The sequence below is a fragment of the Streptomyces fractus genome (genome assembly GCF_049844455.1).
In the GTDB taxonomy this organism is placed as follows: domain Bacteria; phylum Actinomycetota; class Actinomycetes; order Streptomycetales; family Streptomycetaceae; genus Streptomyces; species Streptomyces fractus.
Window position 1 is genome coordinate 604,684 of sequence record NZ_JBMYHI010000002.1, and the last position, 25,426, is coordinate 630,109.

Below are 25,426 nucleotides of genomic sequence, written 5' to 3' on the forward strand. Positions count from 1 at the left end.
CCCGCACCACCGAGAATTGGTCACATGCACAATTCCGAAGGTCAGGGCCGCCCCGACCTGCCCCCGACCTCGCCGCGGATCGCGGAACTCGCCGGGCAGTGCCTGGACGATGTGGACGACCTGATCGGCGAGTGGCTGGAGATGGTCCACCCGGTGCGGACCTCGTACGCCGCCCACGTCCCGGACGTCCAGTTCCGCGATTCGGCCTGGCAGGCCTTCGAGTTGCTGCTGCGCACGGTGGCGCGGCTGCCGGTGCCGCCGCACGTCGCGGACGTCTCGCGGCGGGTGGGCGAGGAGCGCGCCCGGCAGGGAGTCCCGCTCGACGCGCTCCTGGAGGCGGCGCGCCTGGACTTCCGGGTGGTGTGGCAGGCGCTCGTGAACCGGGCGGAGCCCGAGGACATGGCCGATCTGGCGGGCTCGGCGTACCACGTGTGGGAGGCCGTCGAGCGGCATGTCACCGGGATCATGACGGCGTATCAGCGCACGGTCCTGGAGATGGGGCGCCGCGAGGACGACGAGCGGCGCAGGTGGTTCGCGCGGCTCCTGGAGACCGAGGGCCGCAACCCGACCGTCGTACGCGACGCGGGCCGCGCCCTGGGTCTCGCGCACGACGGCCGGTTCCTGTGCGCGGCGTCGTCCGCGGCGGCCGGGCCAGGACTGCACCGTGCGGGCCTTGCGCTGCGCGGGGCGGGCGCGGCGGTGCAGCAGCAGATGGTCGGCGGGGACGCGGTCCTGGTGGTGCAGCTCAGCGGCCGCATCACGCGTCCGTATCTCCTGGACCAGTTGCAGGACTCGCCGTGCGGGATAGCCCCGCAGGCGGTCGGGCTGGCCGCCGTGCCCCGGGCCACGGTCCTCGCGGTGGCGACGGCGCAGGTGCTGCCCGCCGACACGCGCTCGCCGCGCCTCCTGGAGGACAGCTGGCTTGACGTCCTCGCCCACCGCGCCGGCGACTTCGGCCGTGACCTCGCCGCCGATGTGCTGGGCGGGCTGCGCGGCCCCGGTGTCACCCGCACCGAGGCGGACCGTCTGCTGCACACCGTCCGCACCCATCTGTCGGGTTCCGGCTCCATCGCGGACACGGCCGACGCGCTCTACTGCCACCGCAACACGGTGCAGCACCGCTTCAACCGGTTCCTCGAGCTGACCGGGCGCGACCTTCGCCGGCCGGCGGACGCGGCGTTGTTGGCGGTGGCGTTGCGCGTGTGGTGAACCGGGATTGGTTAGCGTTCCGGTGTGCCCGAGGACAAGAAGACCCCCGCTGATCAGGGGCCAGAGAAGAAGCGCAGGCTCAGCCGCCGCGGCAGGCTGATCGCGGTGGCCGTCGTGGCCCTCGCGGTCGTCGCCGCCGTCACCGTGACGCTGGTGGTGATCTTCGGCGGGAAGGAGCCCACGCGGTCCGACAAGCTCGTGGTTCCCGAGGGGTACCGCGCGAGCCAGGTGTACGAGGCGGTGGACAAGGCGCTTGCCGTCGACGGCGGGACCACGAAGAAGGCCGCGTCAAAGGCCGACTTCACGCTGCCGGGCGCCGCGGACGGCAACCCGGAGGGCTATCTGTTCCCGGCCACGTACCCGGTCGACAAGAACACCACGCCGACGTCCCTCCTGGTCTACATGAACACCACCGCGAACCAGCGGCTGAAGGCCGACCATGTCACCAAGGGGGCGGACACCAACGGCGTCTCCGTCTACGAGACGGTGATCATCGCGAGCATCGTGCAGGCGGAGGCCGACACCCACGAGGACATGGGGAAGGTCGCCCGGGTCATCTACAACCGGCTCGACCAGGGCATGCCGCTCCAGATGGACTCCACGATCAACTACGCCCTGAACCGCTCGACCCTCGACACCAGCCATGCCGACACCAGGACCGACAGCCCGTACAACACGTACAAGCACAAGGGCCTGCCGCCCACACCCATCGGGAATCCGGGTGAGGACGCCCTCGACGCGGCGATCGCGCCTCCCAAGGGTGACTGGCTGTACTTCGTGACGGTCGCGCCCGGGGACACCCGGTTCACCGACAGCTACGAGGAGCAGAAGAAGAACGTCGAGGAGTTCAACTCACGTCAGGCGAGCGCCAAGGAGTAGCGCGCGAGGTGCGGCGCGAAGGCGGGCTGCCCGGAGAGGCGTCGCAGGTACGCCGAGAGCCGGGGGTGGCCGGCGGCCCGGTGCGCGGTGTCCGGGCGTACCAGCGTCGACCACAACCGCACGTCGGCGAGGGTGAGTTGGCCGCCCAGTACGTACTCCCGGCCCGCGAGCCGCCGTTCGAGGACGTTCAGCGCGCGCAGCAGGGTGGCGAGCCCGGTGTCGTCGCCGCGCCGCGCGGACGCGGTGATGCCCCGTTCGCACAGCCGGCCCACCGCGTCGATCGCGTCCTCGGCGCCGCGCGGGAGGAGTTCGGGGCCGTGGCCGCCGAAGTGCCGGGCGAGGTCGCGCAGGATGTCCCCGGGGTGGGTGCTGACGATCCGCCCCGTCCAGTCGTCGCTGAGCACCGGCGCCAGGGCGGGCCCGGGGTACTGGTGGGACGTGGCCTCGTACAGGGGAGCCAGGGCCCGGTGCCCGCCGCCGGGCGCGTCGGGGGCGGCGGGCAGCAGGGTCACCGGGAGGATGTCGTCGAGGCGGAGCAGGCTGTGGGTGACGGCGATCTGCAGACAGTGCGGGCAGGACGGCGACAGGTGGAGGCGGTAGCGGTGCGGGGCGGCGTAGTAGCCGCTGCGCGCGTCGCAGCCGATCCTGCTCCGGAACGGGGGCACGGCGGACGGGGCCGGTGCGGACATGTGTCTCCCTGGGGGTGCTCGATCACGGGCGTACGGGCATGCGTACGGAAGTGTCAGGCGTGGGCGGCGAGTTGGCATCCGCCGCGGGGAGAACTCGCCGCGCTGCACACCCGCGCGAGGTCGATGTGCCGGCGGGACGTGAGCCGGGGCAGTGCCCCGACGGCGGCGCGGGCGGCCCCGCCGCCGAGCTCGCGCGCCGCACCACCCATGATTCCCTACCATTTCACTAGGATTCCCTTCGAGGAGTGTGTGGCCCCCGGGACTTCGCGTCAAGAGCGCTTCCACTCCTCGGCCAGCAGCTCGTAGGAGCGGACCCGGTCGGCGTGGTCGTGGGTGATGGTCGTGATGAGCAACTCGTCGGCGCCCGTGGCCTCCTGGAGCTGGGTGAGACGGCGGGCCACGGTGGCCGGTGAGCCGACGAACTGGGTGTCGAGGCGGTCCTGCACGAGCGCACGGTCCGCGTCGGTCCACACGAGTTTGCGGGCCTCCTCCGGCGTCGGGAAGTCGATGGCGCCCTCGGCGTTGCGGATGCTGCGCACCCACGGGCCGTAGCCGGTGGCGAGTTCGCGGGCGGTGGCGTCGTCCTCGGCGACGACGACGTCGGCGGAGACACTGACGTACGGCTTGTCGAGGGCGTCGGAGGGCCGGAAGAAGGACCGGTAGCCCTCCACCGCCTCCAGCACGGTTGCGGGGCTGACGTGGTAGTTCGCGGCGAACGGCAGTCCGCGCGCGCCCGCGACCTCGGCGCTCTCGCCGCCGCTGCTGCCCAGGATCCACACCTCGACGTCGGCGCCCTCCCCCGGTACGACGTGTGCCTCGACGCCGTCCGCGGACACGTAGGCGCCGGCGAACAGGGCGAGGATGTCGTCGATCTGCTCGGCGTAGTCCTGCGCCTGCGCGCCCGGCTGCTGGAGCAGTGTGCGCTGCAACGCGACGCGGGGCGAGCCGAGGAGGTGCGCGAAGGAGACGCGGGGCGGGATGACGAGGCCGTTCGGGGCGGCGCCGTCGACGACGGGGGTCGCGGTGGGCCGCGGCGACGTGGGCTGCGCGGGCGGCCGTCCGCCCGAGCGGCCGAGGCCCAGGTCGATGCGCCCGGGGTGCAGCGCGTCGAGCAGCCCGAACTCCTCCACCGTGGACAGCGCGGTGCGGTGCCCGAGCTGTACGGCGCCGGAGCCGAGCCGGATGGTGTCCGTGGCGGAGGCGGTCAGGGCGAGGACGACGGCGGGCGAGGTGCCGGCGACGCCGGGGTTGAGGTGGTGCTCGGCGAACCAGTAACGGGCGTAGCCGAACCGCTCGGCCTGCTGGGCGAGGTCGATGGAGTTGCGCAGGGCGTCGCCCGCGGTCGAGCCGGAGGAGACCGGGACCAGGTCGAGTACGGCGAGGGGGATGTCAGACACGGGAGAACTCCTCGGTGGGCGCGGGGACGTCGTCGGGGTGGGCCAGGCCGAGGTGTTCGCGCAGCGTCGTGCCCTCGTACTCCGTGCGGAAGACACCCTGTTCCTGGAGGAGCGGGACCACCTTGTCGGCGAACTCGTCGAGTCCGCCCGGGGTGAGGTGCGGGACGAGGATGAAGCCGTCGGCGGCGTCGGCCTGGACGTAGTCGTTGATGGTTTTCGCGATGGTGGCCGGGGAGCCGACGAAGTTCTGCCGGTTGCCGGTGTGGATGACGAGGTCGCGGATGGACCACTTGTTGGCGGCGGCGAGTTCGCGCCACTCGCGGGCGGTCGCGAGGGGGTCCCGGTACATGCGGACCTGGGCGCGGCCCTCGGCGATGTGCGTGTCACTGACGTCCGGGTCGATGTCGGGCAGCGGTCCCTCCGGGTCGTACGAGGAGAGGTCGCGGTTCCAGACGAACTCCAGGTGCTTGAGGGCGGTGGCCCCGCTGACCTGGTGGCGGCGGACCTCGCGGGCCAGTTCCTCGGCCTCCGTATCGGTGTCGGCGAGGGCGAAGGTGGCGGCGGGCAGGATCAGCAACTGGTCGTGCCGGCGGCCGTACTTGGCGAGTCGGGACTTCACGTCCGCGTAGAAGTCCCGGCCCGCCTCCAGGGTGCCGTGCCGGCTGAAGATGGCGTCGGACTCGGCGGCGGCGAACTCGCGGCCCTCGTCGGAGTCGCCCGCCTGGAACACGACCGGGCGGCCTTGCGGGGAGCGCGGGACGTTGAACCGGCCGTGGATGTCGAAGTGTGCCCCGGTGTGCGCGAAGGAGCCGGCCTTGGCGTCGCGCAGGAAGGTGCCGGTCTCCTGGTCGGCGAGGATCTCGTCGGCGTGCCAGGAGTCGAAGAGTTCGTGCGCGGTGGCGAGGAACTCGCGGGCGCGTGAGTAGCGTTCGCGCTGCGGGAGGAAGCCGCCGCGGCGGAAGTTCTCGCCGGTGAAGGCGTCCCAGGAGGTGACGACGTTCCACGCGGCGCGGCCGCCGGAGAGGTGGTCGAGGCTCGCGAACTGGCGGGCCACTTCGTAGGGCTCGTTGAAGGTCGAGTTGATGGTGCCGGTGAGTCCGATGCGTTCGGTGACGGCGGCGAGCGCGGCGAGGACGGTGAAGGTGTCGGGGCGCCCGACGACGTCCAAGTCGTATATCTCCCCGCCCTGTTCACGCAGGCGCAGCCCTTCGGCGAGGAACAGGAAGTCGAACTTGGCGCGTTCGGCGGTCCGCGCGAAGTGGGCGAAGGAGCCGAACTCGATGTGGCTTCCGGCCCGCGGGTCGCTCCACACGGTGGTGTTGTTGACGCCGGGGAAGTGGGCGGCCAGGTGGATCTGCTTCAGTGGCTCGGTCATGTCGTTCCCTCCGGCTCAGGCGGCGGCGTAGCGGTTGGCGGGGCGGTTGAGGCCGAGGAGGCCGCGCAGGGTGTCGGCCTCGTACGCACGGCGGAAGACGCCGCGGCGCTGGAGTTCCGGGACGAGCCCTCGGGTGATCGCCGGGAGGTCGTGTCCCGCGACGGCGGGGCGCAGCCGGAATCCCGTGAGCCCGGCGTCGTACAACTCCTGGAGCTTGTCGGCGAGTTGGGCGGGGCTTCCCGCGAAGATCGGGGCGTCGCTGACGTACGGCGCTCCGTCGAGCGCGTCGAGCCGGTCCCTGCGGGCTGTCGCGGCGGCCGGGTCGTCGTCGAGGAACACCACCAGGTCGCCGAAGACGTGCAGGGGCTCCGATGCCCGCCCGGCCGCGTCCTGCTCAGCCCGGATCCCGCCCACGACGGCGCGGGCCTGCTCGGCGTCGTGCGGGGTGACGTACCCGACGTCGGTGGCGCGGGCGACGAGGCGGTACGGGACGGTGTCGTGGGCGAGGGCGGTGACGAGCGGCTGGCCCTGCGGCGGGCGGGGTGTGATGGAGGGGCCGCGGACACTGAAGTGGGTGCCCTGGAAGTCGATGTAGTGCAGCTTGTCCCGGTCGATGAAGCGGCCGGTCGCGGCGTCCCGGATCTCCGCGCCGTCCTCCCAGCTGTCCCACAGCCGCCGCACGACTTCCACGTAATCGGCGGCCTCGTCGAAGAGTTCGGTCACCAACTCACCGGCGTCCGGGCTGTCGTAGGCGTCGATGCGCGGGATGGTGCGGCGGCCGAAGTGTGCGGCCTCGTTCGGGCGGGCGGTGACCTGCACCCGGAGTCCGGCGCGGCCCTCGCTGACGTAGTCGAGGGTGGCGATGGCCTTGGAGAGGTGGAACGGCTCGGTGTGGGTGACGACGGCGGTGGGGACCAGGCCGATGTGCCGGGTCAGCGGGGCGACGCGCGAGGCGATCAGTACGGCGTCGAGGCGGCCGCGGACCTGGTCGGTGCGCTCGTCCGGTTCGAGGAAGTGGGCGGACTGCGGGCCGAGTCCGTCCTCGATGGTGACGAAGTCGAGCAGTCCGCGCTCGGCCTCGGCGACGAGGTCCGCCCAGTAGCCGGCGGTGAACAGGTCGCGTGGCCGGGCCACTTGCTCGCGCCAGGAGGCGGGGTGCCACCCGGTGCCGTCGAGGGCGACGGCGAGGTGCAGAGAGGAGGAGGGAGGTGGTGACACGGGAGATGGAGACACGGAGGTGCCTTTCTGGAACAGCCGACTGAAGTGAGTAATGGCGTGGCTACAGGGGTGACGACAGGCGGGACTACTTGCCGGTCTTGGGCAGTCCGGGCGGGTTGATCCTCGACTTGGTCACGGCCTCGTCGGACAGCCCCCAGCGCTTGAGCACCTTCGCGTAGCTGCCATTGTCGATGACATGGTCGAGCGCGTCGGCGAGCGGTTTCACGAGCCCGCTGTCCTTCCTGGTGGTGGCGGCGATGAGTCCCTGGAGCCCGGCGCCCGCGCCGGAGTACGTGCCGACGACCTCGGTCTTTCCGGTGCTCGCCGCGTGATAGGCGGCGGTCGGGTTGGGGCCGAGGTAGAGGTCGATGCGGCCGGACTGCAGGGCGAGGTAGGTGTCGCTGTCGTTCTGGTAGTACTTGATGTCGACCGGATTGCGGCCGGCCTTCACGTTCGCCCTGCTCCACTCGATGAGCAACTTCTCCTGGTTGGTGCCGCTGCCCACGGCGACCGTCTTCCCCGCCACGTCCTTCGGCCCGGTCACCTTCAGGCCGCTGCCCTTCTTGGCCTCGAAGGCGAGGTTGTCCTTGCGGTAGGTGGCGAAGTCGTACTTCTCCTTGCGGTCCTCGGTGACCGTGATGTTGCTCAGGCCCACGTCGTACTTGCCGCTGTCGAGGCCGACGAAGATGTTCTCCCAGGAGGCGGTGGTGCGGTGCACCTTGAGGCCGAGGACGTCTGCGACGAGGTGGGCGAGGTCCGGTTCGACGCCGATGACGGTCTTGTTGTCGGTGGCGTGGAAGCCGAGCGGCGCGGCGGAGCCGGAGGAGCCGATGACCTCCAGGGTGCCTCGTCTGCGGATCCGCTCGGGGACCTCGGCGGCTATGGAGTCGACCTTGCCGGTGGTGACACGGTGCTGCTCGGGGCTGAGGTTGATCTTCGCCTTGGCGCCGGATCCGTCCGCGACCTCGGTCGTGCCACCATCGGAGGGGTTGCTGCACGCGGCGAGGAGGAGGGAGGCGGCGAGCGAGAGCGCGGCCGCGGTGGTGGTCCGGCGGCGGGCGAGGGTGGTGGACACGGTGGTGGTTCTCCTTGCGTGCGGAACGGCGGCGGTGGGGGCGGGGGCGGTCACAGGACCTTGTCGGTCACAGGACCTTGGAGAGAAAGGCGCGGGTGCGTTCGTGTCGCGGGGCGTCGAGGACGGCCGCGGGTGTCCCCTGTTCCACGACGACACCGCCGTCCATGAACACGACGGTGTCGGCGACCTCGCGGGCGAAGCCGATCTCGTGGGTGACGACGATCATGGTGGTGCCGGAGCTAGCCAGGTCCTTGATGACATCGAGGACCTCGCCCACCAGTTCCGGGTCGAGCGCCGATGTGGGCTCGTCGAAGAGCAGCACCTTTGGTTCGAGGGCGAGCGCGCGGGCGATGGCGACGCGCTGCTGCTGGCCGCCGGAGAGCTGGCGCGGGTAGCTGTCGGCCCGGTCGCCGAGCCCCACCCGTTCGAGCAACGCCCTGGCGGTGTCCTCGGCCTCCTTGCGCGGGCGGCGCAGCGCGGAGACGGGGGCCTCGATCAGGTTGTCGAGAACGGTCAGGTGCGGGAAGAGGTTGAAGTCCTGGAAGACGAACCCGATGTTGGTGCGCTGCCTCAGGACGTCCTTCTCCCGCAGTTCGTGCAGTTTGCCGCCCGAGCGGCGGTAGCCGATGAGTTCGCCGTCGATGCTGATCCAGCCGCTGTTGACCTTCTCCAGGTGGTTGATGGTGCGCAGCAGCGTGGACTTCCCCGATCCTGACGGGCCGAGGATCACGGTGACCTCACCGGCGTGCACGCGCAGGTCGACGCCGCGCAGCACCTCCAGCGGGCCGAAACTCTTGTGGACGTGCTGGATGTCCACCATGGGCTTGCTCATCGTCGTGCTCCCAGGGCTCGGAGGGACTTCGGGGCTCGGAGGGACTTGGGGGCGGTGCCCCGGGCGTATCGGCGTTCCACGTAGTGCTGGGCGATGGAGAGCAGCGAGGTCAGGACGACGTACCAGGCGGTGGCCACGAGGAGCAGCGGGATCACCCGGCCGTTGCGGCCGTAGATGACCTGGGCCTGGTAGAAGAGTTCGCCGATGGACATCACGTAGACCACGGATGTGCCCTTGAGCAGGCCGATGATCTCGTTGCCCGCGGTGGGCAGGATGGCGCGCATGGCCTGGGGCAGTACGATCCGGCGGATCTGCCGCAGGCGCGGGATGCCGAGCGCGGCGGCGGCTTCCAGCTGGCCGCGGTCGACGGAGATGACACCACCGCGGACGATCTCGGCGGCGTACGCGGCCTGGTGCAGGGTCAGCCCGATGACGGCGGCGCCGATGGTGCCGATGAGGCTGTTGCTGTCGACGGACCAGAACACCGGACCGAAGGGGATGCCGAGGCCCAACTCCTTGTAGAGCGCGCTGAGATTGAACCAGAAGACGAGCTGGACGATCATCGGGATGGACCGGAAGATCCAGATGTACGTCCAGGCCACGCTCTGTAGTACGGGGCTGTGCGACAACCGCATGAAGGCGAGCACCGTACCGAGCAGGAAGCCCAACACGGTCGCGTATGCGGTGAGTTGGAGTGTCACCCATACGGCCTGCACGATCGTCTCGGACAGAACGTAGTCGCGGAAGACGTCCCATTCCCATACGGGGTTGGTCAGCAGGCCGTGCAGGAGTTGGGCGACCACGACGAGTACGGCGGCGGCAGCGACCCAGCGGGCGTAGTGGCGGACGGGGACGACTTTGAGGGAGGCCGGGTCGTCCGGAACCTGCTCGTTGTGCTCGACGCCGGGGAGGTGTTTCTCGAACGGAAGCGGGCCGATGGACTCGGGGTCGGCCTCGGTGTCGAACAGTGGCGTGTACCCGGTGGCCAGGTACAGGCCGCGGGCTTCCGGCTGGCGGGGACCGGTGGTGAGGTGGATGCGCCGGTAGCCGCGCGCTCCCGCCTCGCGCTCCAGCTCGTCGACCACGCGGCGGGCGAGTCCGCGGCGCCGGTGTGCGGAGTGGGTCCAGATCCGTTTCAGCTCGGCGGTGTCGGCGTCGTAGCGGCGGAAGGCGCCGCCCGCGACGGGTTCACCGTTCTCCAGGATCAGGAGCAGCAGGCCGCCGTGGGCGGGCGTGAACTCCTCGTCGGGGTATAGGGCGATCTCGGCGTGGGCGTCCTTGCCGTACCGGGTCGAGTACTCGTCGCCGAGCTCGCGCAGCAGGGGTTCGACGCGTGGGTCGGAGACGGGGACGTGAATGACCGTCAAGTCCTCTGAAGGTGCGGGTGGTTGGGCCAGGGAGGTCATGCGCCCACCGCCGTCGGCGCCCCGGTCCCGCGTGCCGCGCGCTCGGCGTCGCGCTTGGCGACCTCCTCGCGCACGATGGGGATCACGTACCGGCCGAAGTCGATCGCGTCGTCCAGCAGGTCGTAGCCGCGCGCGGAGAGGATGTCGACGCCCAGGTCGTAATAGTCGAGGAGCGCCTGGGCCACGGTCTCCGGGGTGCCGACGAGCGCGTTGGAGTTGCCCGCGCCGCCGGTCGCGGCGGCCGTCGGGGTCCACAGGGCGCGGTCGTAACACTCCCCTGCCTCGGCGATGGCGATGAGGCGTTGGGAGCCCGTGTTCTGCGGCTCGGCCTGCCCGTGGTGGCGCCTGCCGATGCGCTCGCCGCGCTCCTTGCGGGCCTTGATCGCGCCGACGGTGCGGTGTGCCTTCTCCCAGGCCAGTTCCTCGGTCGGCGCGATGATCGGGCGGAAGGCGACCTGGATGCGCGGGACGTCGGTGCGGCCGGCGGCCCGCGCGGCGGCCTTCACGGTCTCGATCTGCTCGGCGGTCTTCGCCAGCGGCTCGCCCCACAGGCAGTAGATGTCGGCCTCCGCGCCCCCGGCGGCGTACGCGGCGGGCGATGATCCTCCGAACGAGACGCCGGGGCGCGGCTGTTGGACCGGGAAGACATCACTGACGAAGTCACGGAAGCGGTAGTGCTCACCGTCGTGGTCGAAGGGTTCGTGGGTGGTCCAGATCTTCTTGACGAGCTGGATGTACTCGCGGGTGCGGGTGTAGCGCTCGTCCTTGGTGAGGGTGTCTCCCTCGCGGCCCTGCTCCTGGTCGTTGCCGCCGGTGATGAAGTGGACGGTGAGCCGGCCCTCGCTGATCCGGTCGAGGGTGGCGAAGGTCTTGGCGGCGAAGGTGGGGTACGAGACGTTGGGCCGGTGGGCGAGCAGGATCTGGAGGCGGTCCAGATGGCTCGCGATGTACGCGGCGGCCGGTGCCGGGTCCGGTGACCCGGAACCGTAGGCGAACAGCACGCGATCCCAGTCGTGTTCCTCATGGGCGCGGGCGAGCCGAAGTGTGTACTGCTTGTCGAAGGCGGCGCCGGAACGGGGGGTGGTTTCGGAGCCGTCGTTGGTGGCGGCGATGCCGAGGAATTCCACGGGCATGGGGTGGGCCTTTCGGAGGCGTCGACGACCGCGTGCGGGCATGCCGGAACAGCCGTGCGCGCAGGCGGAATTGATGACCCGTCACCGACGTGTACATCTCGGGTCGATACGGGTGTGACACTGCGGGGCGTCGTGGGATGCGGGGTGGTGGCAGCGCGCGCGAGGCGTCAGAGCTCGGCCCGGGACGGGGGCGCGGTGGGCGCCGCCGAGGGGGTCACCGAGAGAGAAAAGGGCCGGTCAGAGGGCCCGCTGCCGATTCAGGCGCAACACGCCGCGGACCACACCCGACCGAAGTCGATGTGGTCACGCGAGACCAAGCGCTGGGCAGTCATGGATCAATTGAGCCGTCCCCAGGGGGGTTTCGTCAAGCCGTGCTCGAATACCGGACGATGACGAATACGCCCGGCAGTACGGAGGTGCCGACCAGGGCAAGACCCTGATGCCCCTCAGTGCGGGGTGCGCACAGACGTGGCCGGTTGGGCCGCCGCCTCCTGCCGCCGCCCCCGCATGAGCATGATCTGCCCCAGGAGCGTCGACGCCACGCCGCCCACCGCACCGATCAGATAGGCGACCGCCTTGATGATCTCGGCAGCACTGTTGGAACCCGCGGCCGGCTCCGCGGGGGCCTCGTAGGTCGGCGGTGCGGGCTGCTGCCCATTCGTCGGCGCCACCGTGGGAGCCGGGTACTCGCTCGCCCCCTGGGTCGGTTCGGCCGTGGGGTTCACGGAGGCCGTCGGATGCGACCCCGCTCCCCCTCCGGACTCCGCACCCCAGGGCGCCCAGGACCCGGCGCCCTGTACATGGATCGCGTACACCAGCACCGTGACGAACAGAACCAGGACGCCGAGCCCGGTCAAGCGCCGCCCCAGCGCCCGGCGTTGAGAAACAGCCTTGGTCTCCCCCATGCCACCAGCCTAGGCCGAATCGCCTGCCCCATGCACCTACTTGCACCGCACCGCTGCCACTTACACGGCGCCGCTATCCCGTCCGCAGCGCATCCAGCACGTTCTTGATGCGTCGTGCGCGCGTCTCCGGTTTCTTCGCGGCCTCGACGGCGAGGACGTGCTGCCGCTTGCGACTGTGGGAGAGGCGGTCGTAGGCGGCGCGGGCGGCCGGGTCCGCGTCGAGGGCGCGGGCGAAGTCCTCGGGCTCGGCAACGGTGCGGGGCTCGGTGTCGAGTCGCAGGTCGACCTCGACCTCCTCACCCGTCTCGACGCCCGCGGCCTCCCGGTTGGCCTTGCTCAGGCCGAGCAGACAGCGGCCACGCATGAGGGCGACCCTGCTGCGCCACGTGTGCCCGTTGACCGTGATGACCACCGGGGGCCGCTTGCCGCCGCCGAGCTCGTCCACGAGCTCCGGAGGGACCTCCAGGCCGTGCATCGGCTCCGGGGGTTCGACGTACGTCCGGAACTTCATCTGCTGCTCCCGTTCTCGCACTCTCGCGCCCTCACGTTCCCGCAAGGACCGTCCCACCCGGAGCGTAAGGGATCTTGACCACCAGGCAGTGACTGCTTGGCTTCGCTCAGTGATTCGAATCGATCATCTTGCGGCCAACTCCCCTGACCGCAAACCCTTTTGCGAGGAGGCGGCCGCGGGCACGGTCACGCGAACGCCCGTCGAGCGTGGACGAGCAGCTCGCGCAGGGCCAGGTTGTGCGCTCGCTTCCAGACCAGGGCGAGCAGCGCCGGTGAGTCGACGTCGTCGATGGTGCGGGCGGTGAGTCGGTCGCGGTGGGCCGCGGCCATCGACTCGCTCAGGACGGCGACGCCGAGGCCGCGGTCGGCGAGGGCGGCGATGGAGTCCGCGGCACTGGCCTGGAGCGCGATCGTCGGGTGCAGTCCCTGCGCGGCGCAGGCGCGGTCGAAGACCGTGCGCAGGCCGGTGCCGGGCGGCATGCAGACGATCGGATGGGGCATCAGGTCCCGTAGCTCTACGCGTCGTTGTTCGGCCAGCGGGTGCCCGGCCAGGACCGCAACGACGAGCCGTTCGTCGACGATGGTCAGGGAGTCGAGCCCGTCGGGGGTGGTGTGCGCGGCGCCGATGAGCGCCAGGTCGATGTCGCCCGCGCGCACCCCCTCGACGAGCCGGTCGGAGCCGTCCTCCAGGAGCGAGAGCTCGACGCCCGGGTGCGCCTCGTGGAACGCGGCGAGGGCGTCGAACAACGGGGTGATGGTGCAGCCGATGACCATGCCGACGGTGAGCCGACCTCTGATCAGTTCGGACACCTCGGCCACCGCCCGGCCGATCGTCCCGGCGGCGGCGAGGGCGGCGCGGGCGTGGTCGAGCGCGGCCTTGCCCGCGACGGTGAGCGTGACGGTGCGGGCCGAGCGGTCGAACAGCTCCGCCCCGAGCTCACGCTCCAGCTGCCGGATCTGCGCGCTGACGCCGGACTGGCTGATGTGCACCCGCTCGGCGGCGCGCGTGAAGTTCTGCTCCTCGGCGACCGCGACGAAGTATTCGAGCTGCCTCAGGTCCATGACGCCCTCCCCATGAGCACTGGTTCTGGTTTCCAGCGTAACCATCTGTTGGACTTCTGCCCGACGTGGAGCAACGCTGGAGACACGGCAGGAGGCGGCCGGGAAGCAACACCAACACCAACAGCGACAGCGACAGCGACAGCCACAGCCACAGCGATCCAGGAGGAACTCATGCAGGAGCCCGAGTACGAGAAGGCCATGCGCCCCGAGGACATCACCCGCCTGTTCGTCGAGCGCTCCAACGCGGGCGACGCGGCCGGTGTCGCCGCGCTCTACGAGCCGGACGCGGTACTGGCCTACCCGCCCGGCCAGGAGACGGTCGGGCGGGAGGCGATCCGCGTCCTGTGGGAGAAGGTGCTGGCGAACCGCCCCCACTTCGAGCCGGAGCAGCCGCTGCCGACGCTGGTCAGCGGCGACATCGCCCTCACGTCGACGCCGCCGAAGGACGGCAGCGGCGCCCGCGCCCAGGTCGTCCGCCGCCAGCCGGACGGCAGTTGGCTGCGCCTCCTCGACCAGCCCGAGTTCGCGCCGCCGTCGCGCTGACCGGACGCTCAGCCCAGCTTGGCCGTCTGCTTCTCGATGACGTCGGTCGGCTGCTCGTAGGACTCGCCGCGGGTGACCGCCGCGATGTTGAACGACGAGAACCCGGCGAGCGTGCCGCCGACCCGTACGACGGCGACCTTGGTGTCGGCCGGCGTGCCGTCCTGCTTCGTGCCCACGGTCCAGGCGACGGCGTCGTCGCCGACCGCGAGCTTCTCGCTCTCTACCCGCGTGATCTGCTGCTTCTCGCCGTCCGCCGTCATGGAGAAGCCCGCGGCGCACTTCTTGCCTGCCGCCCGCAGGGCGTCGAGGGCGCGCTCGGCACCGTCCCCGTCGTACGACCAGAGGGCGGCCGTGGTCCTGGTGACGTCGAGCGAGTCGATCGTCGCCTCCTTGGCCTCCCTCTCGGTCATGTCCGCGAGCTCGTCCACCGAGGGCATCCCCTTCTTGGCCTTCGCGGACTCGTGCACGGCGAGCCGCCGCACGCTCGCCGCGGGTTCGGCCGAGGGCAGCGACGAGAGGACCTGGCCCACGGGGGCGCACGCGGCCTTGCCGACGGAAACGCTGCCGGGCGCGAAGACATCCTTCTTGCCCGGTTCGGTGATCTTCTGCCCCTTCACGTCCCCCTGCGTGAGCACGCGCTTCTCCAACTGGGCGGCCGTGAGCGCCTTCACCACCGCCGGCGAGGCACTCGCCTTCGCGTCCGTCTTCTCACCGCCTTCCTGGCCGCCGCAAGCAGTCACCAGGAGGGTGCAGGTGGCGGCGGACACGACCAGGACTGAACGACGTACAGCGGCGGAACGCATGGGGCCTCTTTCGGTACCGAGCCCCCGCGGCCGGACGCGGCACGGGGTACTCGCACACACGACCACCAAGATCGCTTGAAGGTTGTACTACGAAGCCGACAACTTCCGCTCACACCGACAGCAGCGGTGACAGTCGCGCCACCGGCGGCAGCTCGCCGTGGTTGTCCGGAGAGGCCGAGAAGGCCTGGATCACGAAGGCTGCGAAGCGGCGGGAGGCCGCGACGCGGGCGGGCGTCGACTCGGCCTGGATGCCTCGGTTGGCCATGAGCATCAGGATCAGGTCGTCCAGGACGAAGTCGGGGCGCAGGCGGCCGGTGTCCTTGGCGCGGCGGGCGATCTCGGCGATGGCCTTCAGCGTGTACGCGCGGTTCTCGGCGAAGTCCATGGACTCGGGAAAGGCCGACATGAAGGCCTCGGTGAAGCCGCGGTCGCCGGCGTGCATCTCGCAGGTCTGCTCGATCACGTGACAGAACCCGTGCCACGGGTCCGGGTCGGCGAGCCCCTCGTCCACCAGCCGGCGGCACTCCCGCATCTCCTCCACGAAGGCCTCCGTGACCAGCTCCTGCTTGGTCGGGAAGCGGCGGTAGAGGGTGGCGGGGCCGACGCCGGCGCGGCGGGCTATCTCCCGCATCGGCACGTTCAGGCCCTCGGAGGCGAACACGGCGCGGGCCGCGTCGAGGATGCGCCCGCGGTTGTCGAGCGCGTCGGAACGCAGTGTCTGAGGCAAACGTTCGGTCACCTCTCTCACTTTACCCAAACGGACGGGGGCGTCCGTTAACGTCCGAAAGCCCCACCGCCACACACACCAAGACGCCACGAAGCGCCCCGAGACATCTGAGGAGTCACCTTGAAGGCCATCGCGATCCAGGAATTCGGACGCCCCGAGGGCATGGCGGTCGTCGACCTCCCAACCCCGGTCCCCGCCGCCGGACAGGTACTGATCACCACCGAGGCGATCGGCGTCGGCGGGGTCGACGCCCTGATCCGCAGCGGCGCCCTCGCCGCGTACGGCTTCTTCCGGGAGGGCCACGTGCCCGGCAGCGAGGTCGCGGGCACCGTGACCGCGGTCGGCGCCGGCGTCGACGCCTCGTGGGTGGGCCGGCGCGTCTGGGCGTTCACCGGCACGGGCGGTGGCTACGTCGAGCAGGCCGTCGCCCCCGTCGACGCGGTCCTCCCCCTCCCCGCCGACCTGTCCGCCGCCGACGCGGTGACGCTCGGCACCTCCGGCGTGGTCGCGCACTTCGCCCTGCGCCATGCCCACTTCGCCCCCGGCGAGTCCGTACTCGTGCGCGGCGCGGCCGGCAGCCTCGGCATCCCGACGGTGCAGCTCGCGGCGCGCGGCGGGGCGAGCGCGGTGGCGGTGACCACGTCGTCGGCCGAGCGCGGCGAACGCCTGCGCAAGCTGGGCGCGACCCACGTACTGGACCGCACAGGCGCCTCCACCGAAACCGCAGCGAACACCAAAACGGACGCCGACGCGGACCCGGACGCCCCCGAGGGTTACGACGTCATCATCGACATCATCGCCGGACCGGACATGCCCACCTTCCTCGACCTCCTCAACCCGAACGGTCGCCTGGTCGCGATCGGCATGGTCGCGGGGCCGCCACCCGCTGACCTCGCCGGGCACATGACCGCGGCGTTCCAGAAGTCGATGTCGTTCGCCACGTTCAGCGCCGACACGGTGCCCGAAGCAGCTCAACGCGCCGTACGCACAGGGCTGTTCGCGGGCGAGATCGCGCTGGATCCGGTGGTGCACGCGGTGCTTCCGCTGGACGAGGCCGTGCGGGCGCACCAGTTGATGGACTCCGGTGAGGCGTTCGGCCGGATCGTGCTCGTGCCGTAGGGGCTTTCGGCGGCTCAGCGCGCGAGCGCTCCGGCGATCTCCCCGGCCGCGTCCGTGACCTGGGCCGCGAGGTCCGCGCGGGCATGGCCGGCCTCGGTCAGGCGGTCGGTGGGACCCGCGATGCTGATGGCGCCGACCGTTCGGCCCGAGGCATCGCGGAGCGGGGCGCCGATCGCGGCTGTGCCCTCCGCGTGTTCGTCGATGGCGGCGGCCCAGCCCCGGCGGCGTATCTCGTACAACTCGGCGGCCAGCGCGGCATGTTCGGTGAGGCTGCGTTCGGTGAGAGCCGGGAGCTTCTCGGGTACGTCCAGGTCGTGGTCGAAGGCGAGCAGCGTCTTGCCCACGGCCGAGGCGTGCAGCGGCAGGTGCGCGCCGATGCGCAGGACCTGGGCGCTGTCGTCGGGGCGGAAGACGTGGTGGATGACGCGAGCCGCGCCGTCGTGCGGGGTGGCGATCCAGACCGATTCGCCGCTGCGCGCGGCGAGGGTGTCGGCGCTGTGCAAGGAGCGGGCGCGCAACTCGTTCGTGTCGAGGTCGCCGTTGCTCAGGTGGAGCAGCGACGCGCCGATCCGGTACTTGCCGGTGGCCGGATCCTGTGCCACCAGGCCCGCCGCGACCAGCGTGCCGAGGATGCCGTGCAGGGCCTGCGCGGGCAGGCCCATCGCGCGGGCCAGCTCGGTCACCCCGAACGGCCGGGGCCCGGACGCGAGCAGCCGCAGGACGAGCGCCGCCCGCTCCACCGACTGGATCCGCTCTGCCACGCGGGGCACGGTAGCCCACCGTTGGTCGGGCGCGGCCCGCGGGCCTACCTTCGTAGACGGCAAGACATCACCAGAGACACACCAGAGACACGCCAGAAGACATCACCGGAGACCTCACCGGACCGACGTATCCCGCGGAGATGAGCACCCCATGTCGAAGATCCTTTTCGTGATGACCGGCGCCGACCACTGGACCCTGGCCGACGGCACCCTGCACCCCACCGGCTTCTGGGCCGAGGAGGCCATCGCCCCGTACGACGCGTTCAAGGCGGCGGGCCACGAGATCGTCGTGGCGACGCCGGGCGGCGTCGTGCCCACCGTCGACGCGGGCAGCCTCGCGCCCGAGTTCAACGACGGCGAGGAGAACGCCGCCGCCATGGCCGCCGCCGTGTCCTCGAACACCGAGTTGCGCTCCCCCATCAAGCTGGAGGAGGTGAACCTGGACGACTACGCCGCCGTCTTCTACCCCGGCGGCCACGGCCCGATGGAGGACCTCTCCGTGAACGCCGAGTCCGGCGCTCTGCTCATCCGCACCCTGGAGTCCGGCAAGCCGCTCGGCGTGGTCTGCCACGCGCCCGCGGCGATGCTGGCCGCGACGAAGGCGGACGGCGGCAACGCGTTCGCCGGATACGACGTCGCCGCGTTCACCAACGTCGAGGAGGCCCAGGCCGGCTTCGCCGACAAGGCGCGCTGGCTGCTCCAGGACCGGCTCACGGAGGCCGGGGTGAACGTCCAGGTCGGCGAGCCGTGGGCGCCGCACGTGATCGTCGACCGCAATCTGGTCACCGGGCAGAACCCGGCCTCCTCCGCGCCGCTCGCGGCCAAGCTGCTGGAGAAGCTGGCCTGACCACCGGTTTCCCCCGCGGATGTCACAGTGGACGTACTCGTTCCCGTTCGTCTCGTGGAGGTTCCCCCCGCATGCGTCTGCTGCTCATACGTCACGGTCAGACCCCGTCCAACCTCAAGCGGCTCCTGGACTCCGCGGTGCCGGGCCCCGGCCTGACGCCGCTCGGCCTGGAGCAGGCGGCGGCGCTCCCGCGGACGCTGGCCGATGAGCGGATCGACGCCCTGTACGCCTCCACGCTCATCCGTACGCAGCTCACCGCCGAGCCGCTGTCCCGGGCGACCGGCCTCGACGTCGTGATCCGGGACGGGATCCGGGAGATCGCGGCCGGGGACCTGGAGATGCGCGGCGACGACGAGTCCGCCCAGAAGTACCTCAACACGGCCTTCGCCTGGTCATCCGGCGACACCGCGCTGCGGATGCCCGGCGGGGAGACCGGTGAGGAGACGCTCGCCCGCTTCGACGCCGTGGTCGCCGAGGCGGCCGGTACGGGCGCGGACACCGTGGCCATGGTCAGCCACGGCGCCGTGATCCGGACGTGGACGGCCGCGCGGGCGGGCAACGTGGACGTCGGGTTCGTCGCCGCGCACCCGCTGCCCAACACGGGCATCGTCACCCTCACCGGCTCGCCGGAGCAGGGCTGGGAGCTCGAACTGTGGGAGGGCCGCCCGCTCGGCGCGTGACCCGCCGCCGGGCGCGGCCCCTCGGTCTCCCCCGGTCCCCTCAGCTCCCGAATCAGCTCCCGAATCAGCTCCCGAACACGGCCGGGTCGGGACCCACGCGCTCGCCCGTCTCCAGACCGGCGAGCGCGGCCATGTCGTCGTCGGCCAGCTCGAAGTCGAAGACGGCGATGTTCTCGCGGATGCGGGACGGGGTGACCGACTTCGGGATGACGACGTTGCCGAGCTGGAGGTGCCAGCGCAGCACGATCTGCGCGGGGCTCCGCTCGTGCTTGCGGGCGAGCGCGGTGACGATCTCGTCGTCCAGGACGCCGTTGCCGCGGCCCAGCGGGGACCAGGCCTCCGTCGCGATGCCGTGCTCCGCGTCGTAGGCGCGCAGCTCGCTCTGCTGGAGGCGCGGGTGCAGCTCGATCTGGTTGAGCGCCGGGACGACGGAGGTCTCGGCGGCGAGCCGGTCCAGGTGCTCGGGCAGGAAGTTCGACACACCGATGGCGCGGGCCCGGCCACTGGCGAGGATCTCCTCGAACACCTGCCACGTCTCGACGTACATGTCGAGTCCCGGGGCCGGCCAGTGGATCAGGTACAGGTCGACGTAGTCCATGTCGAGCCGGGCCAGCGAGGCGTCGAACGCGCGCAACGCCGCGTCCCGCCCCTGCTCGGTGTTCCACAGCTTGGTCGTGACGAAGACGTCCTCGCGAGCCAGCCCGGAGTCGGCGATGGCGCGCCCGGTGCCCTTCTCGTTCTTGTACAGGGCCGCCGTGTCGATGCTGCGGTAGCCGGCCTCCAGGGCGCTCGTGACCGCGGCGTGCGCCTCGTCGTCGGGGACCTGGAAGACGCCGAAGCCGAGCTGCGGCATGGTCACGCCGTTGTTGAGGGTGACCTCGGGAGTGGTGCTCATGACTCGTGTGTCCTTACGTGGTGACTCAAGTCCGGTGTCGTGCACGACGCGCGTCCGTGCCTGGAGGCGCACGCCCGTCGCTTACAACGTACGTCCGCACGACGCGCGTCCGGGCAGTGGGGCGGGGTGCGGGCGGGGGACGCCAGTCGAGTGCTTTCCCGTTGACACATTGTCGTTTCGTGCTCAAACATATGGCGAATCAAGCACGCTCTTGCATATTGCCAGCGCTCAGTCCGGGTTCCATTCGAACAAAGGACATGAAACGTGCGCATTTCACCCCGAAGATCGGGAAGGCGCGGGGCCCAACCCGCCTCCCTCCTCGCCGGGTTCGTCGTCGGGCTGCTCGTCGCCGCCAGCACGACCGTGCTCGCCACGAGCGGCGGGCCGGACACCGGCCCCGATCCGCAGCACAAGCCCACCACCACCTGGCTCACCGCGAAGGTCGCCGACGCCATGGGGACCAAGGACACGATCACCTGGGTGCCCACCGGGTCGTTCGCGAACTCCGCGGAGGTGCGGGTGCCGCGGTATCCGATGAAGGCGATCGAGGGCAAGGACACCAAGGAGCTGAAGCTGTCGGCGGTGCGGGGCGAGCAGGTCTCCGCGCAGCTCGCCATCGCTTCCGGCACACCGCTCAGCGGGGTGTCCGCCAAGGTCGGTGAACTGACGGGGCCCGAGGGCGCGAAACTCGGCGGTGACGCGGCCCGGCGCGCCCAGGTGCGGTTCGTGAAGTACGTGCCCGTGCAGCGGTCCAAGTCCGAACTGGACTGGTCCGCGACCATCGACCAGGTGAGTTCGCCGACCGAGGTGTCGGGCGACCGCAGTCCCGACGTCGTCGGCGATCCACTGGAGGAGCGGTCGGCCGTCGACGTTCCCGCGTACGCCGCGCAGCCGTTGTGGTTCACCTTCCGCATTCCCAAGGGCACTCCTGCCGGTACGTACAAGGGAACCGTCGCCGTCACCGCCAACGGGAGGACACAGACGACGTATCCGCTGAGCATCGAGGTCGCGGACGTCAGCCTGCCCGATCCGGCCCACTACCGGTTCTTCCTGGACGTCTGGGCGCAGCCGGACGCCATCGCGAAGGCGCACCACGTCGCGCCGTGGTCGGCCAAGCACTGGAAGCTCATCGACACGTACAACCGGGACCTGGCGAGTCGCGGGCAGAAGGTCATCAACACGACCATCGTCGACGACCCGTGGCACCACCCGTGGTCCCTGGGCGATCACCGGTCGCAGACGGCGACCCCGTACTCCAGCATGGTCGGCTGGAGTTGGGACGGCGACCGGTTCCGCTTCGACTTCGACCGCTGGGACAAGTACGTCGCCGCGGCCGAACGCGCCGGGCTCGGACCGGACATCGGCGCGTTCTCCATGCTGGCCTTCCAGGACCAGGAGCACCTGACGTACGTCGACTCGCGCACCGGCAAGAAGGTGTACGAGAACGTCGAGTTGGGCGGCGAACGGTGGAGGGCGGCGTGGGGCGCCTTCCTGCGCGCGTTCGAGAGCCACCTGAAGGACACCGGACGCCTCGACCACACCTGGCTGTCCTTCGACGAGCGGCCCGTCGAGACGATGAACGTCGTACGGGACTTCGTGCACGAAGTGGCGCCCGCCTTCGACCGGCGCATCTCGGTCGCCGGGTCCATCAACACGGAGTCGATCGCCTCGAACCTCTCCGTCGACTGGGGCGGGATCGACAAGCTGACGCCGGAGAAGATCGCGCAGCGCCGCAAGGAGGGCAAGATCAGCACGTACTACGTGTACGGGCTGCCGGACCACCCCAACACGTTCTCCTACTCCCCCGCGGTCGAGGCCCGGATGCTGCCGTGGATCTCGGCCCAGCGGCGGCTCGACGGACTGCTGCGCTGGTCGTGGAACAGCTGGACCTCCGACCCGTTCAAGCAGCCGGTGCACATCTTCACTCAGGGCGATGAATATCTCGTGTATCCGGGGAACGACGGGCCGATGTCGAGCATCCGGTGGGAACAACTCAAGGAGGGCATCGAGGACTTCGAACTGGTCGCGCAACTGCGGGACAGGCTCGCGGAATCCGGGAACGGCGGCGACAGCGCCGCGCTGAAGGCCGCTCTCGACCTCGCCACCCGCAACCTCGACGGCCGCGACAAGGACGTCACCGACATCGAACAGGCCAGAGCGGCCGTCATACGGGAGTTGACCTCGTGACCCGACCCTCTCCGCATCACCCGAACCGGCCCCGCCTGAGCCGCAGACGGCTGTTGTCGGGCACGGCGCTCGTGCTGGGTGCCGCCGCCCTGCCCGCGCCGGGCGCGGCCGCCTCCGCCGCCACCGGCGGGGGCGAAGGCTTCGACGTCGGGCCCGCCGAGGCGGCGCTGCGGCGGCTGTTGCCCCGCCACCACGGCCAGGTCACCTTCCGGCCGTCGAGCGACGGGGGTGCGGGCGACCGGTTCCGGGTCTCCGGCACGCGCGGGCACATCGTCGTCGAGGGGTCGACCCCGGCCGTGCTCCTCGCCGGCGTGCACCGCTATCTGCGCGATGTCGCGCACGCCTCCGTCACCTGGAACGGCGAGCAGTTGGACCTTCCACACCAACTGCCCGCACCGGACGAGGCGTTGACGGCTTCGGCGAACGTCTCCCATCGGTTCGCCCTGAACGACACCAACGACGGCTACACCGGCCCCTACCGCGACTGGGACGCCTGGCAGCGCGAGCTGGACGTCCTCGCGCTGCACGGCTTCAACGAGGTCCTCGTGACGACCGGTGTGGAGGCCGCCTACTTCGACACGTTCCGGCGGTTCGGGTACTCCGAGGCCGAGTTACTGGCGTGGATCCCCGCGCCGGCGCACCAGCCGTGGTGGCTGTTGCAGAACATGTCCGGGTTCGGCGGCCCGGTCAGCCGGCGCCTGCTGGAGCGGCGCGCCGACCTCGGGCGCAAAATCGCCGACCGGGTACGGGAGTTGAGCATGACGCCGGTGCTCCCGGGCTGGTTCGGCACCGTGCCCGACGGCTTCCCGAAGCGGGTCGACGGCGCGAAGGTCGTCCCGCAGGGCACCTGGAGCGGGTTCCAGCGCCCCGACTGGCTCGACCCGCGCACCGGGGCCTTCGCCGAGGTGGGCGCCGAGTTCTACGCCCGGCTCGACACACGCCTCCGGCGGCACCTCCATGTACAAGATGGACCTGCTGCACGAGGGCGGCCGGCCCGGCGACGTGCCGGTCGGCGAGGCCGCGCGCGCCGTCGAGACCGCCCTGCGCGCGGCCCACCCCGAGGCCGTGTGGGCGATCCTCGGCTGGCAGAGCAACCCGCGCCGCGAGATCCTCGACGCCGTCGACCGCGACCGGATGCTGATCGTCGACGGCCTCTCGGACCGGTACGCCACGGTGACCGACCGGGAGAGCGACTGGGCCGACACCCCGTACACGTACGGCAGCATCTGGAACTTCGGCGGGCACACCGCGCTCGGCGCCAACACCCCGGACTGGGTGGAGAGTTACCCGCGCTGGCGCGACAAGGACGGCAGCAAGCTCTCCGGGATCGCCGCGATGCCGGAGGGGGCCGACAACAACCCCGCGGCGCTCGCGCTGCTCGGGGACCTCGCGTGGACGGCGGGCAGCGTCGATCTGGACGACTGGTTCGAGCGGTGGGCGGTGGCCCGCTACGGCGGCGCGGACCGGCACGCGGCCGCGGCCTGGCGGGTGTTGCGCGGCACGGCGTACGGGATGCGTCGCACGGACTCCTGGAGCGAGGCGCCCGACGGCCTGTTCGGGGCCCGCCCGGCGCTGGATGTGCGGTCTGCCGCGGCGTGGAGCCCGCAGGCCGAGCGCTACGACACCGCCGACTTCGACCGCGCCCTGACCGAACTCCTGGCCGTGGACGGGTCGTTGCGGGACAGTTCCGCCTACCGGTACGACCTGCTCGATGTCGCCCGCCAGGTCCTCGCCAACCGCAGCCGGGTGCTGCTCCCGCAGATCAGGGCGGCGTACGAGGTGCGCGACACGGGACTGTTCGGGCAGCTGACGCGGACGTGGCTCGACTGGATGAAGCTCCTCGACGACGCGCTGGCCACCTCGGAGCAGCACCTGCTGGGCCGCTGGCTCGCCGACGCCCGCGCCTGGGGAGCCGATCGCGCGGAACAGGACCGGCTCGAGTACGACGCCCGGTCGATCCTCACGACCTGGGGCGCCCGGACCAGCAGCGACGAAGGGCTGCGCGACTACGCCAACCGCGAGTGGTCGGGCCTCGTCTCCGGCCTCTATCTGCCCCGCTGGCGCAGGTACTTCGCCGAGCTGTGGACCGCGCTCACCGAGGAGCGGGAGCCCGCCGGGATCGACTGGTTCGCGATGGACGACAAGTGGGCGCGCGGCCACGAGACGTATCCGGCGCGCCCGTCGGGTTCGATCGAGCGCCTCGCACGCCGCATCCACGACACCCTCGCGGGCGCCGCGCACCAGGCCACACTGACCGCCTCCGCCGCGCACGCCTCCGTGTCCGCGGACGAGCCGGTCACCGTCGAGGTCACCTTCACCAACCGCAACGGACTCGCGGCGGCGCGCGGCGTCGCCCTCTCGCTCGACCTGCCCGACGGGCTGACCGCCCACGCGGACGGCCCGGTCGCCGCGCCCGAGGTGGCTCCCGGCAAGTCGTTCACGGGACGCTTCACGGTGTCCCTGACGGGCCCGGCGGCCGGTCTCGTGCTTCGCGTGCGCGCCGACGCCGCCTACCGGATGGGCACCGCGCGCGGCGCGGCGGTCGACGCGGTCCGGCTCCTGGCCGGCACCGGGGTCGAGGACCCGTACCGGACGGTGTCGTTCAACGACGCGGTGTTCGGACAGTCCGGCGACGCGCTCGCCATCGAGGGCGGCGGCGCCGATCTGTGGGGCGGCACCGACGAGTTCGGCGCGATCTACCGCCCGGGCGCCCTCACTGACGGCTCCTCGGCCACGGTCCGGGTCACCGCCCAGGACCGCACGGGCGGCTGGGCACGCGCGGGCCTGATCGTACGCAACGACCTGACCACGAAGGGCAGTTCCGGATACGTCGACCTCGCGATCACCCCGTCCAACGGGTGCGCACTGTCCTGGGACGCCGACGGCGACGGCCGCCTCGACTCCGTCACCACGGCGGGCGGCTCGGTGACGGCCCCGGTGCGGCTCCGCCTGACCCGCCAAGGAGCCACGTACAAGGGCGAGTTCAGCACGGACGGCACCACCTGGACGACGGTCGGCACGGCGACCCCTGCGGGGGCCGCGGCCGGCGGGCAGGATGTGGGGGCGTTCATGAGTGCGGCGAATGGCGGGAGTGGGGTGCGAGGGATCGCGCAGTTCGACGAGTTCCGGGTCTAGGTCGCGCCTTGCGAAGCGGATACGGATGCGGGGGCGGAT

General features: G+C 71.1%; 23 protein-coding genes and 2 pseudogenes. 8 read left to right on the forward strand and 17 right to left on the reverse strand.

Going from position 1 to position 25,426, the window contains the following annotated elements:
* The first annotated feature begins 24 nt into the window (after positions 1-24).
* A complete protein-coding gene (locus ACP4E5_RS04895) occupies positions 25-1,209 on the forward strand; it encodes a helix-turn-helix domain-containing protein (protein WP_425825464.1) in 1,185 nt (394 codons plus the stop codon).
* 24 nt (positions 1,210-1,233) lie between these two features.
* Positions 1,234-2,088 carry an endolytic transglycosylase MltG gene (gene mltG, locus ACP4E5_RS04900; protein ID WP_425825465.1) on the forward strand — a complete coding sequence of 285 codons (855 nt, stop codon included), beginning with the start codon at positions 1,234-1,236 and terminating at the stop codon, positions 2,086-2,088.
* On the opposite strand, the gene ACP4E5_RS04905 is transcribed toward mltG, so the two are convergent.
* The 13 genes and pseudogenes from ACP4E5_RS04905 to ACP4E5_RS04965 all read right to left on the reverse strand — a co-directional run bounded on the left by ACP4E5_RS04905 (position 2,067) and on the right by ACP4E5_RS04965 (position 13,690).
* Positions 2,067-2,777, reverse strand: a complete 711-nt coding sequence (locus ACP4E5_RS04905) for a glutathione S-transferase C-terminal domain-containing protein (protein WP_425825466.1) — start codon at positions 2,775-2,777, stop codon at positions 2,067-2,069. The two genes, mltG and ACP4E5_RS04905, sit on opposite strands and share 22 nt — an antisense overlap.
* A 53-nt stretch (positions 2,778-2,830) precedes the next feature.
* Complete coding sequence (locus tag ACP4E5_RS04910; RefSeq protein ID WP_425825467.1) at positions 2,831-2,986, reverse strand: hypothetical protein; 156 nt, start codon at positions 2,984-2,986, stop codon at positions 2,831-2,833.
* Positions 2,987-3,046: 60 nt separating this feature from the next.
* The gene (locus ACP4E5_RS04915; RefSeq protein WP_425825468.1) at positions 3,047-4,174 is read right to left on the reverse strand and encodes an LLM class flavin-dependent oxidoreductase; all 1,128 of its coding nucleotides are present in this window, start codon (positions 4,172-4,174) and stop codon (positions 3,047-3,049) included.
* Positions 4,167-5,549 (reverse strand): NtaA/DmoA family FMN-dependent monooxygenase, encoded by a 1,383-nt coding sequence (locus ACP4E5_RS04920; protein WP_425825469.1) that lies wholly within the window; start codon positions 5,547-5,549, stop codon positions 4,167-4,169. Before ACP4E5_RS04920 ends, ACP4E5_RS04915 begins: the two co-directional genes overlap by 8 nt.
* 15 nt (positions 5,550-5,564) lie before the next feature.
* Entirely contained in the window at positions 5,565-6,767 is a 1,203-nt protein-coding gene (locus tag ACP4E5_RS04925) for an LLM class flavin-dependent oxidoreductase (protein WP_425825470.1), read from the reverse strand.
* A gap of 85 nt (positions 6,768-6,852) precedes the next feature.
* Entirely contained in the window at positions 6,853-7,842 is a 990-nt protein-coding gene (locus ACP4E5_RS04930) for an ABC transporter substrate-binding protein (protein ID WP_425825471.1), read from the reverse strand.
* A 67-nt stretch (positions 7,843-7,909) separates the two neighbouring features.
* The gene (locus tag ACP4E5_RS04935; protein WP_425825472.1) at positions 7,910-8,674 is read right to left on the reverse strand and encodes an amino acid ABC transporter ATP-binding protein; all 765 of its coding nucleotides are present in this window, start codon (positions 8,672-8,674) and stop codon (positions 7,910-7,912) included.
* On the reverse strand, positions 8,671-9,612 hold the full coding sequence (locus ACP4E5_RS04940; protein ID WP_425841092.1) for an amino acid ABC transporter permease: 942 nt from the start codon (positions 9,610-9,612) through the stop codon (positions 8,671-8,673). Before ACP4E5_RS04940 ends, ACP4E5_RS04935 begins: the two co-directional genes overlap by 4 nt.
* A 78-nt stretch (positions 9,613-9,690) precedes the next feature.
* Positions 9,691-10,080, reverse strand: a pseudogene (locus ACP4E5_RS04945) (GNAT family N-acetyltransferase); the annotation flags it as partial.
* The gene (locus tag ACP4E5_RS04950) at positions 10,077-11,213 is read right to left on the reverse strand and encodes an LLM class flavin-dependent oxidoreductase (protein WP_425825473.1); all 1,137 of its coding nucleotides are present in this window, start codon (positions 11,211-11,213) and stop codon (positions 10,077-10,079) included. The gene ACP4E5_RS04950 and the pseudogene ACP4E5_RS04945, both read right to left, overlap by 4 nt.
* A gap of 446 nt (positions 11,214-11,659) precedes the next feature.
* Entirely contained in the window at positions 11,660-12,118 is a 459-nt protein-coding gene (locus ACP4E5_RS04955; RefSeq protein ID WP_425825474.1) for a hypothetical protein, read from the reverse strand.
* Positions 12,119-12,191: 73 nt separating this feature from the next.
* Positions 12,192-12,629: a YdeI/OmpD-associated family protein gene (locus ACP4E5_RS04960; protein WP_425825475.1), complete on the reverse strand. Its 438-nt coding sequence runs from the start codon at positions 12,627-12,629 to the stop codon at positions 12,192-12,194.
* Between the two features lie 185 nt (positions 12,630-12,814).
* Positions 12,815-13,690 carry a LysR family transcriptional regulator gene (locus tag ACP4E5_RS04965; RefSeq protein WP_425825476.1) on the reverse strand — a complete coding sequence of 292 codons (876 nt, stop codon included), beginning with the start codon at positions 13,688-13,690 and terminating at the stop codon, positions 12,815-12,817.
* A 171-nt stretch (positions 13,691-13,861) separates the two neighbouring features.
* On the opposite strand from ACP4E5_RS04965, the gene ACP4E5_RS04970 reads away from it, so the two are divergent.
* Positions 13,862-14,233 carry a YybH family protein gene (locus ACP4E5_RS04970; protein ID WP_425825477.1) on the forward strand — a complete coding sequence of 124 codons (372 nt, stop codon included), beginning with the start codon at positions 13,862-13,864 and terminating at the stop codon, positions 14,231-14,233.
* Positions 14,234-14,241: 8 nt separating this feature from the next.
* Here ACP4E5_RS04970 and ACP4E5_RS04975 read toward each other — a convergent pair whose 3' ends face one another.
* Both ACP4E5_RS04975 and ACP4E5_RS04980 read right to left on the reverse strand, forming a co-directional pair.
* Positions 14,242-15,000 (reverse strand): hypothetical protein, encoded by a 759-nt coding sequence (locus tag ACP4E5_RS04975; protein WP_425825478.1) that lies wholly within the window; start codon positions 14,998-15,000, stop codon positions 14,242-14,244.
* Positions 15,001-15,145: 145 nt separating this feature from the next.
* A complete protein-coding gene (locus ACP4E5_RS04980; protein WP_425825479.1) occupies positions 15,146-15,775 on the reverse strand; it encodes a TetR/AcrR family transcriptional regulator in 630 nt (209 codons plus the stop codon).
* Between the two features lie 108 nt (positions 15,776-15,883).
* Between ACP4E5_RS04980 and ACP4E5_RS04985 the strand changes: the two genes are divergently transcribed.
* Positions 15,884-16,882: a zinc-dependent alcohol dehydrogenase family protein gene (locus tag ACP4E5_RS04985; RefSeq protein ID WP_425825480.1), complete on the forward strand. Its 999-nt coding sequence runs from the start codon at positions 15,884-15,886 to the stop codon at positions 16,880-16,882.
* 14 nt (positions 16,883-16,896) lie between these two features.
* On the opposite strand, the gene ACP4E5_RS04990 is transcribed toward ACP4E5_RS04985, so the two are convergent.
* A complete protein-coding gene (locus ACP4E5_RS04990) occupies positions 16,897-17,643 on the reverse strand; it encodes an IclR family transcriptional regulator (RefSeq protein WP_425825481.1) in 747 nt (248 codons plus the stop codon).
* 151 nt (positions 17,644-17,794) lie between these two features.
* Here ACP4E5_RS04990 and ACP4E5_RS04995 point away from each other — a divergent pair, with 151 nt between their 5' ends.
* Both ACP4E5_RS04995 and ACP4E5_RS05000 read left to right on the forward strand, forming a co-directional pair.
* On the forward strand, positions 17,795-18,490 hold the full coding sequence (locus ACP4E5_RS04995; protein WP_425825482.1) for a type 1 glutamine amidotransferase domain-containing protein: 696 nt from the start codon (positions 17,795-17,797) through the stop codon (positions 18,488-18,490).
* 71 nt (positions 18,491-18,561) lie between these two features.
* On the forward strand, positions 18,562-19,170 hold the full coding sequence (locus ACP4E5_RS05000; RefSeq protein ID WP_425825483.1) for a histidine phosphatase family protein: 609 nt from the start codon (positions 18,562-18,564) through the stop codon (positions 19,168-19,170).
* Between the two features lie 64 nt (positions 19,171-19,234).
* On the opposite strand, the gene ACP4E5_RS05005 is transcribed toward ACP4E5_RS05000, so the two are convergent.
* Positions 19,235-20,065, reverse strand: a complete 831-nt coding sequence (locus ACP4E5_RS05005) for an aldo/keto reductase (protein WP_425825484.1) — start codon at positions 20,063-20,065, stop codon at positions 19,235-19,237.
* Positions 20,066-20,329: 264 nt separating this feature from the next.
* On the opposite strand from ACP4E5_RS05005, the gene ACP4E5_RS05010 reads away from it, so the two are divergent.
* Together ACP4E5_RS05010 and ACP4E5_RS05015 are read left to right on the forward strand one after the other, a co-directional pair.
* Entirely contained in the window at positions 20,330-22,252 is a 1,923-nt protein-coding gene (locus tag ACP4E5_RS05010) for a DUF4091 domain-containing protein (RefSeq protein ID WP_425825485.1), read from the forward strand.
* Positions 22,249-25,387 (forward strand): annotated as a pseudogene (locus ACP4E5_RS05015) (alpha-N-acetylglucosaminidase TIM-barrel domain-containing protein). Before ACP4E5_RS05010 ends, ACP4E5_RS05015 begins: the two are co-directional and overlap by 4 nt.
* Positions 25,388-25,426 lie beyond the last annotated feature (39 nt).

Bases quoted from the DNA above. Each gene is read 5' to 3' on its own strand.
- ACP4E5_RS04895 (WP_425825464.1), top strand. From the start codon at position 25: ATGCACAATTCCGAAGGTCAGGGCCGCCCCGACCTGCCCCCGACCTCG.
- ACP4E5_RS04905 (WP_425825466.1), bottom strand. From the start codon at position 2,777: ATGTCCGCACCGGCCCCGTCCGCCGTGCCCCCGTTCCGGAGCAGGATC.
- ACP4E5_RS04910 (WP_425825467.1), bottom strand. From the start codon at position 2,986: ATGGGTGGTGCGGCGCGCGAGCTCGGCGGCGGGGCCGCCCGCGCCGCC.
- ACP4E5_RS04920 (WP_425825469.1), bottom strand. From the start codon at position 5,549: ATGACCGAGCCACTGAAGCAGATCCACCTGGCCGCCCACTTCCCCGGC.
- ACP4E5_RS04935 (WP_425825472.1), bottom strand. From the start codon at position 8,674: ATGAGCAAGCCCATGGTGGACATCCAGCACGTCCACAAGAGTTTCGGC.
- ACP4E5_RS04950 (WP_425825473.1), bottom strand. From the start codon at position 11,213: ATGCCCGTGGAATTCCTCGGCATCGCCGCCACCAACGACGGCTCCGAA.
- ACP4E5_RS04955 (WP_425825474.1), bottom strand. From the start codon at position 12,118: ATGGGGGAGACCAAGGCTGTTTCTCAACGCCGGGCGCTGGGGCGGCGC.
- ACP4E5_RS04960 (WP_425825475.1), bottom strand. From the start codon at position 12,629: ATGAAGTTCCGGACGTACGTCGAACCCCCGGAGCCGATGCACGGCCTG.
- ACP4E5_RS04965 (WP_425825476.1), bottom strand. From the start codon at position 13,690: ATGGACCTGAGGCAGCTCGAATACTTCGTCGCGGTCGCCGAGGAGCAG.
- ACP4E5_RS04970 (WP_425825477.1), top strand. From the start codon at position 13,862: ATGCAGGAGCCCGAGTACGAGAAGGCCATGCGCCCCGAGGACATCACC.
- ACP4E5_RS04995 (WP_425825482.1), top strand. From the start codon at position 17,795: ATGTCGAAGATCCTTTTCGTGATGACCGGCGCCGACCACTGGACCCTG.
- ACP4E5_RS05000 (WP_425825483.1), top strand. From the start codon at position 18,562: ATGCGTCTGCTGCTCATACGTCACGGTCAGACCCCGTCCAACCTCAAG.
- ACP4E5_RS05005 (WP_425825484.1), bottom strand. From the start codon at position 20,065: ATGAGCACCACTCCCGAGGTCACCCTCAACAACGGCGTGACCATGCCG.